The organism is Faecousia sp. (genome assembly GCF_048519415.1).
In the GTDB taxonomy this organism is placed as follows: domain Bacteria; phylum Bacillota; class Clostridia; order Oscillospirales; family Oscillospiraceae; genus JAZOXB01.
This window is the reverse complement of sequence record NZ_DBFZUT010000073.1, coordinates 1-14,834: the sequence shown is the minus strand read 5'-3', so window position 1 is coordinate 14,834 and position 14,834 is coordinate 1. Positions and strand designations below refer to the sequence as shown.

The window sequence follows — 14,834 nt, the reverse complement described above, 5'->3', positions numbered from 1 at the left end:
CTCTGCGGCGGTGCGGGGATGCTGCGAAAATGGCGGATGCCGCATCGAGATTGATGTTGGCATCCGCCGCTTTTTGTGATATCATATTTGAGGAAACTCTGAATAAATCATCTGCGGTGGATGGCGGATATTTTCCGCCAATCCATCGGTTTGAAAAACTTGAAATACACAAAGTATTCCTGCATTTTTCAAACCTTGACTTGACAGAAAATCTCTCGCCATCCACTCTTGCTGATTTAATCAGAGCTTCCTTGAGCAACACCGCACGATATGCGATTGCTGAATTGTGCAGTGCGGCTTTGAAAGTGAGGGGAAGGCATGCAGAGTTTACGGGGAAAGTTATTCCTCTCCGGGATGGATGAAAATGCGGCTTCGCTGGCCCGGAAATGGGGCCTTGGGCTGGAGCTGACGGATTTCTGCGAGGCGCGGAAATTGGAAGAACCTGCGGCCATGGAGGCTGCGCGGGCGCGCTGCAGTGGGATCGGCTCTCTCTGGCTGCATGCGCCGTTTGCGGAGCTGTCGCCCTGCGCCATCGACCCGCGCGTGCGCGAGGTTGTCATGCTGCGCTTCCGGCAGACCGTGCAGGCGGCGCTGGCGCTCGGCATCCGGCGCATCGTGGTGCACAGCGGCTATATCCCGCTCGTCTATTTCCCGGAGTGGTTCACGGCCCGGTCCGTCGAATTCTGGCGGGAATTTCTGCGGGACGCCCCGGACGGTCTCTGCCTAGCGCTGGAAAACGTGATGGAGCCGGAGCCGGACATGCTCGTGCAGATCGCAGCGGGCGTCGATGACCCGCGCTTCGGCCTGTGCCTCGATGTCGGCCATGCCAATACCCGCGTGAGCAAAACGCCGCCTCTGGATTGGATCGCGCCGATGGCCCCGTGGCTGCGCCATGTGCACCTGCACAACAACGACGGCGACTGGGACCTGCACGACGCGCTCGGGCAGGGCATGATCCCGATGCCGGATATCCTTGCCGCGCTGGCGGAGCAGTGCCCGGCGGCGGATTATACGATCGAAAATCAGAACTGTGAGCCCTCGCTGCGCTGGCTTTGCGCGCGGGGCTATCTGGAGGAACCATGACAGAGCAGGAATTTCAGACTTTTTTGCGCTCCATCCGCCCGGCGGACCGCGCCGCGATGGACGCTGCCGCTCGCCGTCAGGCGGAGCTGGCCAAGCCGCCGGGCAGTCTCGGCGCGCTGGAGGATGTCTCCATCCGGCTGGCAGGACTGACCGGCCGGGTGAAAAATCGGATTGACCGCTGCCGCGTGCTCGTGTTCGCGGCGGATAACGGCGTTACGGCCGAGGGCGTTTCGGCAACGCCGGTCTCGGTCACGCTCAGTCAGTCTATCAATATGACACGGCATATCACGGGTATGTCCGCCCTGGCAGCGGCCTTTGGCGATTCCGTCGTCGTGACGGACGTCGGCATCGACGCGGATGTCCGCTGCCCGGAGATCGTGGATCGGAAGATCCGCCGCTCCACCGGCGATATCGCGCGGGAGCCCGCCATGACGCGAAAGCAGGCGCTGACGGCCATTTCCGTCGGCATGGAGCAGGCGCAGCGCGCCGCGCAGGACGGTATGCAGGCCGTCGGCATCGGCGAGATGGGCATCGGCAACACCACGACGTCGGCCGCCGTTCTGGCGGCGCTGACCGGCCTTGCGCCGGAGGAGCTGACCGGCCGCGGCGCGGGTCTGACGGACGATGCCTTCCGGAAGAAAAAGGACGTGATCCGGCGTGCGCTCACGCTGCACCGGCCGGACCCGGCAGACCCCGTCGGCGTGTTGTCAGCCGTCGGCGGTCTGGACCTTGCGGCCATGACGGGCGCGTTCCTCGGCCTTGCCGCAGCGCATGTCCCGGCCGTAGCCGACGGGCTCATCTCCGTGGTTGCAGCCCTGTGCGCCGTGCGCCTGTGCCCGGCTGCGCGGGATGCGATCTTCCTGTCCCATGCCTCAAAGGAGCCGGGCTACCGCCGCGCTGCGGAGGAGTTGGGCCTTGCGCCCTTCCTGCAGCTCGGCATGCGGCTGGGCGAGGGGAGCGGCTGTCCGCTGGCCTTTCAGGTGCTGAAGGCCGCCTGCGCCGTCATGAATGGCATGGCGACGTTTGCGGAGGCCGCCATCAACGACGATTATCTGGAGTCCATCCGCACGCCGGATGCGTTCCGCGTGGACACGCCATGAAAATTTTACTGGTCGGCGGCAGCAAAAGCGGAAAAAGCGGCCTTGCGCAGCGGCTTTGCGTCCGGCTTGCCGCTGGTGCCCCCATGATCTACTGGGCGACGATGGAGCCGGTGGACGGCGAGGACCGCGCCCGCATCGCCCGCCATCTGGACGAGCGCGCGGGCTGGGGCTTCAGCACGGTCGAGTGCGGCCGGGCGCTGGAGCGCGCCGCACTGCCGGAGAGGGCTTGCGTGCTGTTTGACAGCGTGACGGCTTTGCTTGCAAACGAGATGTTCTCCGGCGCGCAGCCGGATGCCGCCGCCCCGGAGCGGGCAGCGCAGGAGCTGCTGGCGCTCAGCTGCCGTGCGGCGCATCTGGTCTGCGTCTGCGACGATATTTTCCGCGACGGTGCGGCCTATGACGAATGGACGGAGCGCTACCGCAGCGGCCTTGCGCGCGTCTGCCGCACGCTGGCGGCGGAATTCGACACAGTCTGCGAGGTCACGGCCGGACTGCCGCATCTTTGGAAGGGGGAATTGCCGTGAAGCGCTGGTTCACGGGCTTTATGATGTCATGGGGCATGTTTCTGGCCATTCCGTGCCCGTGCCGCATCTGGGACGAGAAGGCGCGGCCGCACATGGTCGCCTGCCTGCCGCTCACGGGCGGCGTAGTCGGGCTCGTGTGGGCGGCGATGGCATGGCTGCTGCAGCGCCTCGGCTGCCCTGCGCCGCTGCGGGCGGTGCTGCTGGCCGCTGCTCCGTGGCTCGTCACGGGCTTTTTGCATCTCGACGGCTATATGGACGTCTGCGATGCCCTGCTGTCGCGGCGCGACCTTGCCACGCGGCAGAAAATTCTGAAGGATTCGCACTGTGGGGCCTTTGCCGTCATCTGTATGGTCCTGCTGGCCGTGGGCCAGTGCGCGCTGTTTGCGGGTGCGCCGTGGCTGCGCCTGCTGCCGCTCGGAGCGATCCCCGTGGCGAGCCGCGCCTGCGCTTCCGTTGCCGTGCAGCGCCTGCGCCCGATGGGCACGAGCCAGTATGCCGCCATGCAGCGCGGAACGGGCCTGCAGCTCGTGTTCCCACTCGTGTGCCTGCTGGCGGCCTGCGTTGTGCCGCCTGTGCTCTGCGGGGCGGCCGGGCTTGCGCCGCTTGCGGCGGCGGCGGGCTACTGCCTTGCCGTCTGGCGCGGCTTCCGGCAGCTGGACGGCATGTCCGGTGATATTTCCGGCTTCGGTCTGACGCTCGGCGAGCTGGCCGGGGCGGCGGTCTTATGTTTTGTGAGGTAAGAAAATGATCCTGATCTTGGGCGGCGCGTGGCAGGGAAAGCTCACCTGGGCGGCGTCGCATGGTATGGTCGGACCGGTGTTCGACCTGAAGGATGGCTGGCCCGAAGCGCCCGTGCGCTGCTGCCGCCATCTCGAAGCGCTGACGCGCGCGGCTTCCGACCGCGGCGAGACGGCGCAGCAGGTGCTGGACCGCCTGCTGCCGCTGACGCGGGATGCATTTGTCATCTCACGCGAGATCGGCTCCGGTGTCGTGCCGCTCGATGCGGCGGAGCGCCGCTGGCGCGAGGTGCACGGCGCGGTGCTGCAGGGCCTTGCGGCCCGAGCGGAGCACGTCAGCCGGATATTTTGCGGACTGGAGGAACGGTTAAAGTGAAATTGACCCTGATTCGGCATGGCCTGACGGAGGGCAACATCCGCAGGCTTTATTATGGCGCGATGGACCTGCCGCTGCTGCCTGATGGCATCGAGGCCCTGCACGCGCTGCGCGACGGCGGCGGCTATCCGGAGGCGGAGCAGTATTTTACCAGCGGCATGACCCGCACGGAGCAGACGTTTGCCGCCCTGTACGGCGACCGGCCGCACGGCACGCTCCCCGGCATGCAGGAGATGCGCTTCGGCGAATTCGAAGGAAAGACCTACGCGGACCTGAAGGACGACCCGGCCTTCCGCGCGTGGTGCAGCGGCGATTATGAAAACAACGTCTGCCCCGGCGGCGAGAGCTGGAACGGCCTGACGGACCGCGCGCTGCAGGCGCTTGCCCCCATTCTGGCGCAGGGGAAGGACACGGTCATCGTCGCGCACGGCGGTGTGATCGGCGGGCTGATGTACCGTTGGTTCCCCGGTATGCCGCACCGCTTTGTCTGGACGCCGGACCCCGGCCACGGCTACCAGATCACATTTGAGGGCGGAAAGCCTGTTTCCTACTGCACCATTCCCGAGCACGGCACGCTCGGCCCGGACCCCGATACGAAGATCCCTTTGGGCGACTGAGGCCCATTCCCCGCGCAATTCAGAGAGAAAGAGGGAGCGCTTTATGAAGGTTTGTCAGAATTTGCAGGAATTTCTGCAGGTGTTTTTCCCGGAGAATGCGGAGCTGGAGGGCTTCCGGAAGCGTCTCGCCGCCGATGCGACGCCGGACCGGGAGGGCCTGACCGAGGCGCTGCGGGAGCCGGATGCCGGGGAGCAGATCCGCCTGTTCGAGGACGGCGACGCTGCCGGGCTGGCGGCGGCCAGAAGCCGGGCCTATTCCGCGGCGTTCTATGACGCCTGCTTCCCGGAGGCAGGGAGCGCAGAGCAGGCGCTTTCCCGTGAGCGGCTGCGCTTTTTCTACCGCGGCGCGGCAAATGAGCGCTACCTGCTCGCACCCGGTGTCTATCGCACCGGGGAAAAGCCGGAGGACTTCTATTTCCATGAGCTGCAGGTGCGCTGCCCGGCTCCGTTCGCGGGCCGCCGCTATCTGGAAAAGCTGACGTACATGCAGCACTACGGAGCGCCGACGCGCCTGCTCGATATCACGGCAAATCCGCTCGTTGCCCTGTATTTTGCCTGCGCAGCGGAGCCTGACTGCGACGGCAAGGTCATCGTGTTCTGTGTGGAGGCCGCAGATGTGGCCTATGCCTCCAGTGACCGTGTGCAGATGCTGTCCCATCTGCCGGAGCTGAGCCATGCGGATCAGCGCCATCTCGAGGCTCTGTCGTACCGCTACATGCTCCGGCCGGGCAAATTCCCGCAGAAGAGCAACCAGAAATATGACGACGCTGTCCTCGAGCGGCTGTATTATGATATCCAGAAGGAGAACAATGCCTTCACGCGCGATATTCGCCCATTTGATTTGCTGCGTCCTGTCTTTGTTCAGAGTAATCAGGACAACCCACGCATCCTCCGGCAGGACGGTGCGTTCCTGCTGTCGGGCCTCGACACGGACGAGGCGGACAGTGACCGGAAGCTGAGGAAGCATGTGCTCAAGGAGCTGCGGATCCCGGCAGGCTGCAAGGCGGCCATTGTGCAGCAGCTCGAACGGGTCAACATCCATCAGGCCTCCCTCTTCCCGGAGCCGGACACCGTGGCGCAGTATCTGCGCCGGAAATAATAAAACCATACCGGCTGCTGTTCATCCACAGCTGCCGGTATGGCCTTTTAAATTACTTTATCGCGTCAGACTATCCTGCGCGCGGTGGGTGATGGCGCCGTAATATTCCGGGCGGCGGTCACGGAACAGGCCCCATGAGCTGCGGCTCTCGAGCAGCGCGTCGAGGTCATAGGTCTGCAGCAGCACGGCCTCCGCATCGCGCGGGGCGCACTGCAGCAGCGCGCCGGTCTCATCCGTCAGGAACGACGAGCCGTAGAAGCACAGCTCCGAGCGCTGGCCGCCGTTTTCGGGGCAGGGGAGCACGGCCTCCGTGCCGATGCGGTTGGCCGCAATGACGGGCATGAGATTCGCCGCGGCGTGGCCCTGCATGCAGCGCTGCCAGTGCGGCATGGAGTCGCATTCCAGGATCGGCTCCGAGCCGATGGCCGTGGGATAGAGCAGCAGCTCTGCCCCGAGCAGGGCCATGGACCGCGCCGTCTCCGGGAACCACTGATCCCAGCAGATGCCGACGCCGATGCAGCCGAATTTCGTCCGGAACACGCGGAAGCCGGTGTCGCCGGGCGTGAAATAGAACTTTTCCTGATAATAATGGTCGTCGGGAATGTGCGTCTTGCGGTATGTCCCGAGCAGCGTGCCGTCCGCGTCGATGCAGGCAACGGTGTTGTAGAAATTGTTGCAGTCGCGCTCAAAGAAGCTGATGGGCAGCACAATGTGCAGCTCCCGCGCCAGACGGATGCCCATCTGCACGGCGGGATTTTCGTCCGTCGGCGTGGCATAGGCGTAAAAATCGTAGCGGCGCTGCTGGCAGAAATACTCCCGCTCAAACAGCTCCGGCAGCAGGACGACCTGCGCACCCTGCCCGGCGGCCTGCCGCACGAGGCGATCGGCCGTGCGCAGATTTTCGGCGGGATCGGGGACGCAGCGCATCTGGATGGCTGCCACGGTGATATTTCTCATAATTTCGCTCCTTCCGGGATCTGCTGCGTGATGCAGTGGATATTGCCGCCGCCCGTTAAGATCTCGCGGGCATAGACGGAGATGATGCGGCGCTCCGGGAACAGTCCGGCCAGAATGGCCGCGGCCTGCGCGTCCGACGCGGCGTTCTCGCCGCCGAATGCGGGCAGCACAATGGCTCCGTTTGCGCAGTAGTAGTTCACATAGGATGCGGCCAGCCGTTCGCCGGCCTCGCGGACGTCCTCGCCGTCTTCAAACGTATAGCCCTCGAGGTCCTCCTGCGTGACAAGGACCGGCACGCGGGGGATGGGCAGCTTATGCACGCGGATGCGGCGGCCCTGCGCGTCCGTCTCGCCCTCCAGATAACGCAGGCAGGCCTGCGAGCAGGCATACTGCGGGTCTGCGGGATCGTCCGTCCACGCGAGCACGACCTCACCCGGCCGCACAAAGGCGCAGACGTTGTCGACGTGCTCGTTCGTCTCGTCGCCGTCGATGCCGCGCGGCAGCCACAGAACCTTTTTCGCGCCGAGCATACGGCAGAGTGCTGCGGCGATCTCGTCCTTCGTGAGCTGCGGATTGCGCCCGGCACTCAGAAGGCAGGCCTCTGTGACGAGCAGCGTGCCCTCGCCGTCGCTGTGGACGGCACCGCCCTCCATCACGAACGGCGCGGCATCATAGCCGCGAAAGCCGAGCATATCCAGCAGGCCGCCCGCGAAGGCATCGTCCTTCTCCCAGTGGGCGTACAGGCCGTCGACCTCGCCGCCCCAGGCGTTGAAGCGCCAGTTGACGCCGCGCACCGCGCCGTCGGCGGCCCGGCGGACAAATGTCGGGGCAACGTCGCGCGCCCAGGCATCGTCGCTGTCAAGGTCCAGCAGGCGGACGTTGGCCATTCCGGCGAGCATCCGTTCGGCCGAGGGGCGCGAGTGCGGATTCACGGCGACATAGACCGTCTCACTCTCGGCAATGGCGGCGATAACGCTGCGGAACGCTTTGCGTGCGGCGGCTGCGCCGTTTTTCCACGAGCCGGGGCGCTCCGGCCAGATCAGAATGCAGCCCTGATGCGGAGAGAACTCTGCGGGCATGGAAAAGCCGTCCCGCTGCGGCGTTGTTGGTTCATACTGCATAGGATCCCCCTCTTATATACCGCCCGGGGCGCGATGGCCCAGCAGGGCGGAGAGATTCTGCGCCGTTTCCATCACGGCGGCTCGCATGGAGGCGAATTCTGCAGCCGGTGTTCCGGCAATGCAGATGACGCCGATGGCATAGCGGCATGGCCCGTCACCCTCGTAGATGGGCGCGGCCACGGATTTCAGGCCCAGCCGGTATTCCTCGTGCTCCTCGGCATAGCCGCCGCGGCGAATGGCGGGGAGCTGCGCCAGAAGCTGCTCCGGGGCCGTCACGGTGTGCGGCGTGCAGACCTGCAGCGGCCGCCTGCGCAGCAGGGCCTCTGCCTCGTAGACTGGCATGGCGGACAGAATGGCCTTGCCCTGCGAGCTGGCGTGCACCGGCAGGCGCGTGCCCGTCTCCGAGGTCATGTGGAAGCCGCGCTGCGGGGCTTCGCAGGCGACGAGGATGAGCTCATCACCGGACAGGCGGGCCAGATGGACCGACTCGCCGAGGCGCGCGGCCATGGCGCGCAGATGGGGGCGGCAGAGCTCCGGAACGCTCCAGCCCTGCCGGACGGCGCTGCCCAGCTCGAAGAGATGATAGCCGAGGCGATATTTCCCGTCGGTCGGATTCTGCTCCACGACGGCGGAGTCCAGCATGGTGGCAAGCAGTCCGTGGATCGTGCTCTTGGCCCAGCCGGTCCGCTGCTCCAGCTCGTGCAGCGAGAGGGGACTGTCCGCTTCCCAGAAGCAGTCCAGCAGGCGAATGGCCTTTTCAATGGAGTGAACGCGTCTTCCGCGGCTTTCCATAACGGCCTCCCTCAGGCGCGGAGCGCTCCGGTGAGCGAAAGGATCGCTTCCAGAACGCCGCCGCCGATGGCAAGCGCCTTGTCCGAGACAAGGTCGCAGTATTCGCGCTTTCCGCGCGGGTCGACATCGCCGGATTTCATGCCGCGCGTGACGGGGGTGCCGTCCGGCAGGATGCCGCGCAGCATGCCGTTGATCTGGCAGAGCATGGGCACGCCGTTCACCGTACCCGCCACGTCACCGGTGTGGACGGACGCGCCGATCTCAAGCTTCTGCACAAAAATGCCGTCCGCCGGGGCGCGCAGCACGCGCTCTCCGGCAAAGCCGCCGATGAGGCCGGGAATGTTCGTGTTCGGCAGGGGAGAGCCGTGATACAGCGCCCGGCCGAGCGTGTGGCCGCGCATGGTCTCCACGGCGGCATGGCAGTCCTCACCTGCCGTGAAGCCGGGCCCGACGCCGATGACGCAGGGCGCGTCCGTGATGTGCGTGCCGAGATTCTTCTTGGCCAGAATGGCGTCGACGACGACATCCGGGCGCAGGGCCGTGCGGCACTTCGCCTCCGGATCGGCCAGAACGGGGAGCTCTCCCGCGGCCAGAATGGCGGCGGCGTTCTCCGGTGCGGCGCAGAAGCGGGCCGTGACGTCCTCGACCGTCATGCTGCCGTAGACGATGGCCTGCGAGAAGCAGACGGTCCGCCGGATGGCGGTCGGCTGCGGAAGGTCCGTCATGACGACGGATAGATGGGCGTGGTGCAAACGCAGCGCAATGCCGGAGGCGAGGTCTCCGGCGCCGCGAATCAGAACGAGCATGATACGATCTCTCCTTTTCGTAGGCTGGCAAGGACGGCCGGGCAGTGCAGACGGGCCAGCAGGGCCGTGCCGTCGGCGGCATCGGCCTGATTGAGCAGCACCCGCGTGTGAAGTGCCTCGGTCTCGAGCACGCGCGTGGCGCGCTCCGGTGTGGCGATATCCTCCGGTGCACAGCCAGCCAGCCCGGCATAGCGCTCCGGCCGGTGCGCAGCCTCTGCAATAGGGCGGCCAAGCCCCGTCAGCCCGAGCACGGCGATGACCTGCCCGGCCTCCTGCGGCAGGACCGGCTCGTGGGACAGGTGAGCCTTGAGCGGCAGCCCGCGGGAGCCGTCGGCCTCCACGAGCACATAGTCGGCGAGCGCGCAGAGCTCGGCCCAGCTCTGCTCCGGCGGGCCGAATTTGCCGTCGCCGCACGGCGTTCCCACGATGGCGGGCGTGCCGGGCGCAACGGTGCCGACGCGCGTCTGCAGGGCAGGGACCTGCCGCATATGCGTCGAGGTCGCGATGATGACGCGCGCGGCGGAAAGCTCGTCCGCCAGATGGCAGACGAGGGAGGTCTTGCCGCCGCTGCCCATGACGGCTGTCAGGCCGGGGCGAATTTCCAGCGCTTCGGAAAATAGCATAACAGGACACGACTCCTTGTGATCTCTTTGCCACTGACTATAGCACATTCTGCCCGATTCGTCAACTCCGCCGCGCTTGACGCGGCCCGTGCGGTGTGGTATACTGAAGCTATGGACAAGAAATTAAGGCCGGTTATCAGCATCCGGATCTTTCGGGAAACAAAATGCTTCGGCCCCGGTGTTGCGGAGCTCCTGCGCCATGTGCGCGAGGCGCATTCCCTGCGGGGCGCGGCCATGACCATGGGCATGGCCTATTCCAAGGCGTGGACCATCGTAAAGCAGGCGGAGCGTGAGCTGGGCTTCCCACTGCTTGTCTCGGTGACGGGCGGGCGGCATGGCGGCGGCGCGGAGCTTTCTCCGAAGGCCGAGCGGCTGCTTGCGGCCTATGGGGACTACTGCGCCCGGATGCGGGCCTTTGCCGCCGAGGAATTCGGCCGCGCGTTTGCGGAATTCACGGAGGAGCCGCAGGCGGAATCAGAATAAACAGAAAAACCGGGCGATCTCGCCATGCGGGATCGCCCGGCATATTTTTGTGCGGAATTATTCCTGCCCCTCGGGCTTTTGTTCCTCCTTGGGAGAATCGTCGCTATTGGCCCACTCATCGGCCTTTTCCATGCCGACCTTGGCCGTGCGGATGAGCATCTTGCCCAGACCTGCGAAGGCGTGACCCAGATCGGAACCGGCTTTCTTCCATTCCTTCTTGACGTTTTCGTTATCCATTGTGAACGCCTCCTTTCTGACCTTTAGTATATCCCGGAATCGGAGATTTGTCAATGCGGCACGGTTCTTTTCTGCACCCGGCGCGCATATATCCTTCTGCGGAGGTGGAATCATGCGCAAAACGGGAACGGGCAGGCTGTGGACAGCGGCCGCTGCCGCTGTTTTCTGGACGGGCGCGGTGCTTTCCGGGCTTCTGCTGCTGCCTGCGCTCGTGTGCTGCGGCCTGAGCCGCCTGATCTGGAGCGCGGCGGAGCGGCTGCAAAATGCATTAACATTACACGGGAATCCAGACTGCCAAAAAATCTGCCAGACCAAAAGTTTCGGAGGGAAGAAAAGTGTGAAAGGAAACCGTCAGGGTGTCCTTTCCCGTTCCATAACCCGCCGCAGCGGCAGAATTGCAAAATAAGATACAGCAAAATTATATTTTGCAATTCTGGAAGCAGCTTGGCAAAAAAGCCCCGGAGGGACTTTTTGACAAACTGAATCATCACCCCTTGCGTTTCGGGCGAAAACAGAATATAATGATGTCGACGAAACCGAGCGCGTGGCGCATGGAGGAACCATGAATATTTTTCTGACGCTTGCCTTCCTGTTTTTCATCGGTGCAACGCTGGGCTGGGTGCTGGAGCTGCTGTTCCGCCGCTTTTTCTCTTCGGCGAACCCGGAACGCAAGTGGATCAATCCCGGCTTCTGCGTCGGACCATATTTGCCGCTGTATGGATGCGGTCTGTGCTTTCTCTACCTGATCGCCTCGCTGGAGCAGTTCAGCATCATCCGCGACCCGTTCTGGAATCGCGTGGTCCTGTTCCTGATCATGGCGGTGTGCATGACCGTGACGGAATATTTCGCCGGTCTCATCGCCCTCAAAGGCTTCCATGTCCGCCTGTGGGACTACAGCAAGCAGTGGGGCAACATTCAGGGTCTCATCTGCCCGAAATTCTCGCTGGCCTGGGCCATTCTCGGCGCCGCATATTACTTCCTGATCCATCCGCGCATCCTGCACGCCATTGACTGGCTCTCGCGCAACCTGGCGTTCTCCTTTGTCATCGGCCTGTTTTACGGCGTGTTCCTCATCGACGTCGTCTACTCCACGAAGCTCATCCACCGTATCAAGAAGCTCGCGGATGAGAATGAGGTTATCGTCAAGTATGAAAACCTCAAGGCACACGTCCGCAGCGTGCACGACCGCTCCGCGCAGAAGGCAAGCTTCTTCTTCCCACTGCGCTCGGAGCGCCCCTTGAACGAACATCTGCGCGAGCTGCGTGAAACGTTGGAGCAGCGCCGCCGCACGGGAGGGAAAAAGCATGCCGGATGATCGCAAAGAGCTCATTGCAGCCGCGGCAAGGCGGCTTCTCCTGCGCCGGGACGGCAAAAAGCTGACCGTGACGGATATTGTGAACGAATGCCATATCACAAGACAGACGTTCTACTATCATTTTGAGGATATCCCGGATCTGCTGCTGTGGATGATGAAGCGAAACCTGAAGCGCAGCATGCAGGAGGCCTCCATGCAGAGCACGCCGGAGGAGAGCCTGAAATACCTGATCACGCTGTCGCTCAGCTCCCGTCTGTTTGTGGAAAAGGCCATGCACGCCGGGTATCGGGAAGAGCTGGAGCGGCTCGTGACGCAGTCGTTCAACTCGCTCATCGAGCGCATCCTGCGGCGGTGGCATTTCCCGCCGGGCTGCACGCGCGAGCAGATGAGCCTGATGCTGCGCTACCATCTCAACGCTGTGGTGGGCTTGATGCGCAGCTGGACGGAGGAGGACTCGGCGCACATCGACGAGACCGTGCGCGATATCTACCGGATGATGGCAGCCAGCATGAACGCCTTTGCGCCGGGCGGTGCGACGCGCCTGCCGGAAAAATTGAAGGATTGAAGGATTTGACAGCTGAGTCGAAGTGTAAAAAACCTTTACACTTCGGCTTTTTTGTCTATACAGGCCTGCGAAAGTGTAAATTGCGTTTTCCGGGCCGACGGGGTAAAATACGGAAGCAAACGGAAAGGAGTGCTGGAACATGGAACAGGACGTGCTGGCGGGAAAGCTGGTAGAGGTAGACGCCCAGCTTGCGGGCGTGCATGCAAAGCTGCGGTCAGCCGCGCAGATGGAAAGCGCCGAGCTGGATGCCGCCATTGCGCAAACGCGCGAGGAGACGGCACAATGCGCCCATGCGCTGGCAGAGCGCCTGCGCCACAGCCGCGCGCATCAGGTCGGCGAGATCGCCGATGCGTTTGAGGAGATCCGCGAAATTGTCCGCCGCGTGCAGACCGAGGTCCGCCGCGGCGATGAGAGCGGGGAGGAGATGCAGCTCCTCTTTGCGGAATATGCGATGGACTTTGCCATGCAGGCGGCGCGCCATGCGCTGCTTGTGGCGCTCGAGGCCATCCGGGATGAACAGAGGAAAGGAAGTGCTGCAGAATGAAGGAAGTCAAATCACCGAAAAAGCCCCTGCTGTATTACTACGGCATCGTGCTTCTGATCATTGCGCTGTTCAATCTGCTCGTGACGCCGCTGCTGAACCGCCGCAGCATCGAGGAGGTCGACTACGGTACGTTCATGAGCAAGATTGAGGCCCAGCAGATCGAAAAGGTCGAGATCGACGACGACGAAATTTACTATACGGAAAAGGGCGGTAAGACCGTCTACTGCACGGGCATCATGGACGATCCGGGCCTGACGGAGCGGCTGTATGCCTCCGGCGCGACGTTCAGCCGCGATGTACAGAAGACGATGTCGCCGCTGCTGAGCTTTTTCCTGACGTCCATCGTGCCGCTGCTGCTGTTCCTGGCGCTCGGCCGCTATGTGGGCAGAAAGCTCGTGGAGCAGGCGGGCGGCAAGAACGCTATGGCCTTCGGTAAGAGCAACGCCAAGGTCTATGTGCAGTCCACGGCCGGTATCCACTTCAGCGATGTGGCCGGTGAGGACGAGGCCAAGGAGAGCCTTGCGGAGATCGTCGATTATCTGCACGATCCGAAGAAGTACACCGATGTCGGCGCCTCCATGCCAAAGGGCATCCTGCTCGTCGGCCCTCCGGGAACCGGCAAGACCATGCTGGCCAAGGCTGTCGCGGGTGAGGCGAATGTGCCGTTCTTCTCCATTTCCGGCTCGGAATTCGTTGAGATGTTCGTGGGCATGGGCGCATCAAAGGTGCGCGATCTGTTCAGTCAGGCCAAGGAAAAGGCCCCGTGCATCGTGTTCATCGATGAGATCGACGCCATCGGCAAAAAGCGCGACGGTCAGTTCGGCGGCAATGACGAGCGTGAGCAGACCCTGAACCAGCTGCTGACCGAGATGGACGGCTTCGAGGGCAACAACGGCGTGATGATCCTTGCCGCGACGAACCGCCCCGAGTCGCTCGATCCGGCGCTGACGCGTCCGGGCCGCTTTGACCGCCGCGTTCCGGTCGAGCTGCCGGACCTGAAGGGCAGAGAGGCCATCCTGCGCGTGCATGCACGCAAAATTCGTGTGGGCGACGATGTGGACTTCCACACCATCGCGCGTATGGCGGCGGGCGCTTCCGGCGCAGAGCTTGCCAACATCATCAACGAGGGCGCGCTGCGCGCCGTGCGCGACGGCCGCAAGACCGTCACCGAGGCGGACCTTGAGGAGAGCATCGAGACCGTCATCGCGGGTTATCAGAAGAAAAACGCCGTGCTGTCGGATCATGAAAAGCGCGTCGTGTCCTATCATGAGATCGGCCACGCGCTCGTGGCTGCCCTGCAGACGGATTCCGCGCCCGTGCAGAAGATCACGATCATCCCGCGCACGTCCGGTGCGCTGGGCTACACCATGCAGGTCGAGCAGGGCGAAAAGAACCTGATGACCCGCGGCGAGCTTCTGGCCAAGCTGGCTACGCTGACCGGCGGCCGCGCGGCCGAGGAGGTCGCGTTCGGCGAGATCACGACCGGCGCTTCGAACGACATCGAGCAGGCCACGCGCATCGCGCGCGCCATGATCGCGCAGTACGGCATGACGGATGAATTCGACATGGTCGCCATGCAGACCACGCGGAATCAGTATCTGGGCGGCGATACGTCCATGAGCTGCTCGGAGCAGACGCAGCGCGAGATCGACCGCAAGGTCGTTGAGCTGGTCCGCACGGAGCATGAGCGGGCGCACAGCCTGCTGACGGAGCACCGCGCGCTGCTGGATCAGCTGGCACAGGTGCTGTATGAAAAGGAAACGATCACCGGTGAAGAATTCATGCGGATTCTTCACGCGGCGCAGAAGGAGGAAGAGCATCATGCGTGACCATTCCGGCTTTGGCTGGCTGGCGC

Annotated in this window: 20 protein-coding genes; 14 read left to right on the top strand and 6 right to left on the bottom strand. The window is 63.8% G+C overall.

The genetic code is table 11. The annotated features are described in order from the left end of the window. Window positions 1-29: 29 nt before the first annotated feature. Genes ACMKFF_RS07850 through ACMKFF_RS07815 form a run of 8 tightly spaced genes read left to right on the top strand, consistent with a single transcriptional unit; the run spans window position 30 to window position 5,536 of the window. Window positions 30-362 (top strand): hypothetical protein, encoded by a 333-nt coding sequence (locus tag ACMKFF_RS07850; RefSeq protein WP_419496584.1) that lies wholly within the window; start codon window positions 30-32, stop codon window positions 360-362. Then, entirely contained in the window at window positions 319-1,083 is a 765-nt protein-coding gene (locus tag ACMKFF_RS07845) for a sugar phosphate isomerase/epimerase family protein (protein ID WP_419496583.1), read from the top strand. The genes ACMKFF_RS07850 and ACMKFF_RS07845 overlap by 44 nt, the downstream gene beginning before the upstream one ends. After that, on the top strand, window positions 1,080-2,183 hold the full coding sequence (cobT, locus tag ACMKFF_RS07840) for a nicotinate-nucleotide--dimethylbenzimidazole phosphoribosyltransferase (RefSeq protein WP_419496582.1): 1,104 nt from the start codon (window positions 1,080-1,082) through the stop codon (window positions 2,181-2,183). Before ACMKFF_RS07845 ends, cobT begins: the two co-directional genes overlap by 4 nt. After that, complete coding sequence (locus tag ACMKFF_RS07835) at window positions 2,180-2,707, top strand: bifunctional adenosylcobinamide kinase/adenosylcobinamide-phosphate guanylyltransferase (RefSeq protein WP_418468149.1); 528 nt, start codon at window positions 2,180-2,182, stop codon at window positions 2,705-2,707. Before cobT ends, ACMKFF_RS07835 begins: the two co-directional genes overlap by 4 nt. Then, entirely contained in the window at window positions 2,704-3,447 is a 744-nt protein-coding gene (locus tag ACMKFF_RS07830; protein WP_419496581.1) for an adenosylcobinamide-GDP ribazoletransferase, read from the top strand. Before ACMKFF_RS07835 ends, ACMKFF_RS07830 begins: the two co-directional genes overlap by 4 nt. Window positions 3,448-3,451: 4 nt before the next feature. Further along, complete coding sequence (locus tag ACMKFF_RS07825) at window positions 3,452-3,820, top strand: bifunctional adenosylcobinamide kinase/adenosylcobinamide-phosphate guanylyltransferase (RefSeq protein ID WP_367927403.1); 369 nt, start codon at window positions 3,452-3,454, stop codon at window positions 3,818-3,820. Beyond that, window positions 3,817-4,437, top strand: coding sequence for a histidine phosphatase family protein (locus ACMKFF_RS07820; protein ID WP_419496580.1), 621 nt, complete (start codon window positions 3,817-3,819; stop codon window positions 4,435-4,437). Before ACMKFF_RS07825 ends, ACMKFF_RS07820 begins: the two co-directional genes overlap by 4 nt. 43 nt (window positions 4,438-4,480) lie before the next feature. Continuing rightward, window positions 4,481-5,536 carry an FRG domain-containing protein gene (locus ACMKFF_RS07815; RefSeq protein WP_419496579.1) on the top strand — a complete coding sequence of 352 codons (1,056 nt, stop codon included), beginning with the start codon at window positions 4,481-4,483 and terminating at the stop codon, window positions 5,534-5,536. Between the two features lie 57 nt (window positions 5,537-5,593). Here ACMKFF_RS07815 and aguB read toward each other — a convergent pair whose 3' ends face one another. From aguB to yqeC, 5 genes are read right to left on the bottom strand one after another with little or no spacing between them, the layout of a single operon-like run. Continuing rightward, a complete protein-coding gene (aguB, locus tag ACMKFF_RS07810; protein ID WP_419496578.1) occupies window positions 5,594-6,493 on the bottom strand; it encodes an N-carbamoylputrescine amidase in 900 nt (299 codons plus the stop codon). Next, entirely contained in the window at window positions 6,490-7,614 is a 1,125-nt protein-coding gene (gene aguA, locus ACMKFF_RS07805; RefSeq protein WP_419496577.1) for an agmatine deiminase, read from the bottom strand. The genes aguB and aguA overlap by 4 nt, the downstream gene beginning before the upstream one ends. A gap of 12 nt (window positions 7,615-7,626) precedes the next feature. Then, window positions 7,627-8,406, bottom strand: coding sequence for an IclR family transcriptional regulator (locus ACMKFF_RS07800; RefSeq protein WP_349135683.1), 780 nt, complete (start codon window positions 8,404-8,406; stop codon window positions 7,627-7,629). Between the two features lie 11 nt (window positions 8,407-8,417). Then, window positions 8,418-9,212 carry a selenium-dependent molybdenum cofactor biosynthesis protein YqeB gene (gene yqeB / locus ACMKFF_RS07795; RefSeq protein ID WP_419496576.1) on the bottom strand — a complete coding sequence of 265 codons (795 nt, stop codon included), beginning with the start codon at window positions 9,210-9,212 and terminating at the stop codon, window positions 8,418-8,420. Beyond that, a complete protein-coding gene (gene yqeC, locus ACMKFF_RS07790; protein WP_419496575.1) occupies window positions 9,200-9,835 on the bottom strand; it encodes a selenium cofactor biosynthesis protein YqeC in 636 nt (211 codons plus the stop codon). The genes yqeB and yqeC overlap by 13 nt, the downstream gene beginning before the upstream one ends. Before the next feature lie 111 nt (window positions 9,836-9,946). Here yqeC and ACMKFF_RS07785 point away from each other — a divergent pair, with 111 nt between their 5' ends. After that, complete coding sequence (locus ACMKFF_RS07785; protein WP_418468133.1) at window positions 9,947-10,318, top strand: winged helix-turn-helix domain-containing protein; 372 nt, start codon at window positions 9,947-9,949, stop codon at window positions 10,316-10,318. Between the two features lie 57 nt (window positions 10,319-10,375). Here the strand turns inward: ACMKFF_RS07785 and ACMKFF_RS07780 are convergent, their stop codons facing one another. Beyond that, window positions 10,376-10,555 carry a hypothetical protein gene (locus ACMKFF_RS07780; protein WP_349135679.1) on the bottom strand — a complete coding sequence of 60 codons (180 nt, stop codon included), beginning with the start codon at window positions 10,553-10,555 and terminating at the stop codon, window positions 10,376-10,378. Between the two features lie 112 nt (window positions 10,556-10,667). Between ACMKFF_RS07780 and ACMKFF_RS07775 the strand changes: the two genes are divergently transcribed. The 5 genes from ACMKFF_RS07775 to ftsH all read left to right on the top strand — a co-directional run bounded on the left by ACMKFF_RS07775 (window position 10,668) and on the right by ftsH (window position 14,808). Next, a complete protein-coding gene (locus ACMKFF_RS07775; protein ID WP_419496574.1) occupies window positions 10,668-10,961 on the top strand; it encodes a hypothetical protein in 294 nt (97 codons plus the stop codon). 156 nt (window positions 10,962-11,117) lie between these two features. Beyond that, window positions 11,118-11,870 carry a putative ABC transporter permease gene (locus tag ACMKFF_RS07770; RefSeq protein WP_349135678.1) on the top strand — a complete coding sequence of 251 codons (753 nt, stop codon included), beginning with the start codon at window positions 11,118-11,120 and terminating at the stop codon, window positions 11,868-11,870. Then, window positions 11,860-12,435 (top strand): TetR family transcriptional regulator, encoded by a 576-nt coding sequence (locus tag ACMKFF_RS07765; RefSeq protein WP_349135677.1) that lies wholly within the window; start codon window positions 11,860-11,862, stop codon window positions 12,433-12,435. The genes ACMKFF_RS07770 and ACMKFF_RS07765 overlap by 11 nt, the downstream gene beginning before the upstream one ends. 139 nt (window positions 12,436-12,574) lie before the next feature. Then, complete coding sequence (locus tag ACMKFF_RS07760) at window positions 12,575-12,979, top strand: hypothetical protein (protein WP_417323751.1); 405 nt, start codon at window positions 12,575-12,577, stop codon at window positions 12,977-12,979. Further along, window positions 12,976-14,808: an ATP-dependent zinc metalloprotease FtsH gene (ftsH, locus tag ACMKFF_RS07755; RefSeq protein ID WP_417323752.1), complete on the top strand. Its 1,833-nt coding sequence runs from the start codon at window positions 12,976-12,978 to the stop codon at window positions 14,806-14,808. The genes ACMKFF_RS07760 and ftsH overlap by 4 nt, the downstream gene beginning before the upstream one ends. Window positions 14,809-14,834: the final 26 nt, after the last annotated feature.

What these genes read in the sequence shown, in the direction of transcription:
- ACMKFF_RS07850 (WP_419496584.1), top strand. Translation starts at nt 30, where the DNA reads ATGGCGGATGCCGCATCGAGATTGATGTTGGCATCCGCCGCTTTTTGT.
- ACMKFF_RS07845 (WP_419496583.1), top strand. Translation starts at nt 319, where the DNA reads ATGCAGAGTTTACGGGGAAAGTTATTCCTCTCCGGGATGGATGAAAAT.
- cobT (WP_419496582.1), top strand. Translation starts at nt 1,080, where the DNA reads ATGACAGAGCAGGAATTTCAGACTTTTTTGCGCTCCATCCGCCCGGCG.
- ACMKFF_RS07835 (WP_418468149.1), top strand. Translation starts at nt 2,180, where the DNA reads ATGAAAATTTTACTGGTCGGCGGCAGCAAAAGCGGAAAAAGCGGCCTT.
- ACMKFF_RS07825 (WP_367927403.1), top strand. Translation starts at nt 3,452, where the DNA reads ATGATCCTGATCTTGGGCGGCGCGTGGCAGGGAAAGCTCACCTGGGCG.
- ACMKFF_RS07815 (WP_419496579.1), top strand. Translation starts at nt 4,481, where the DNA reads ATGAAGGTTTGTCAGAATTTGCAGGAATTTCTGCAGGTGTTTTTCCCG.
- aguB (WP_419496578.1), bottom strand. Translation starts at nt 6,493, where the DNA reads ATGAGAAATATCACCGTGGCAGCCATCCAGATGCGCTGCGTCCCCGAT.
- aguA (WP_419496577.1), bottom strand. Translation starts at nt 7,614, where the DNA reads ATGCAGTATGAACCAACAACGCCGCAGCGGGACGGCTTTTCCATGCCC.
- ACMKFF_RS07800 (WP_349135683.1), bottom strand. Translation starts at nt 8,406, where the DNA reads ATGGAAAGCCGCGGAAGACGCGTTCACTCCATTGAAAAGGCCATTCGC.
- yqeB (WP_419496576.1), bottom strand. Translation starts at nt 9,212, where the DNA reads ATGCTCGTTCTGATTCGCGGCGCCGGAGACCTCGCCTCCGGCATTGCG.
- yqeC (WP_419496575.1), bottom strand. Translation starts at nt 9,835, where the DNA reads ATGCTATTTTCCGAAGCGCTGGAAATTCGCCCCGGCCTGACAGCCGTC.
- ACMKFF_RS07785 (WP_418468133.1), top strand. Translation starts at nt 9,947, where the DNA reads ATGGACAAGAAATTAAGGCCGGTTATCAGCATCCGGATCTTTCGGGAA.
- ACMKFF_RS07780 (WP_349135679.1), bottom strand. Translation starts at nt 10,555, where the DNA reads ATGGATAACGAAAACGTCAAGAAGGAATGGAAGAAAGCCGGTTCCGAT.
- ACMKFF_RS07775 (WP_419496574.1), top strand. Translation starts at nt 10,668, where the DNA reads ATGCGCAAAACGGGAACGGGCAGGCTGTGGACAGCGGCCGCTGCCGCT.
- ACMKFF_RS07770 (WP_349135678.1), top strand. Translation starts at nt 11,118, where the DNA reads ATGAATATTTTTCTGACGCTTGCCTTCCTGTTTTTCATCGGTGCAACG.
- ACMKFF_RS07765 (WP_349135677.1), top strand. Translation starts at nt 11,860, where the DNA reads ATGCCGGATGATCGCAAAGAGCTCATTGCAGCCGCGGCAAGGCGGCTT.
- ACMKFF_RS07760 (WP_417323751.1), top strand. Translation starts at nt 12,575, where the DNA reads ATGGAACAGGACGTGCTGGCGGGAAAGCTGGTAGAGGTAGACGCCCAG.
- ftsH (WP_417323752.1), top strand. Translation starts at nt 12,976, where the DNA reads ATGAAGGAAGTCAAATCACCGAAAAAGCCCCTGCTGTATTACTACGGC.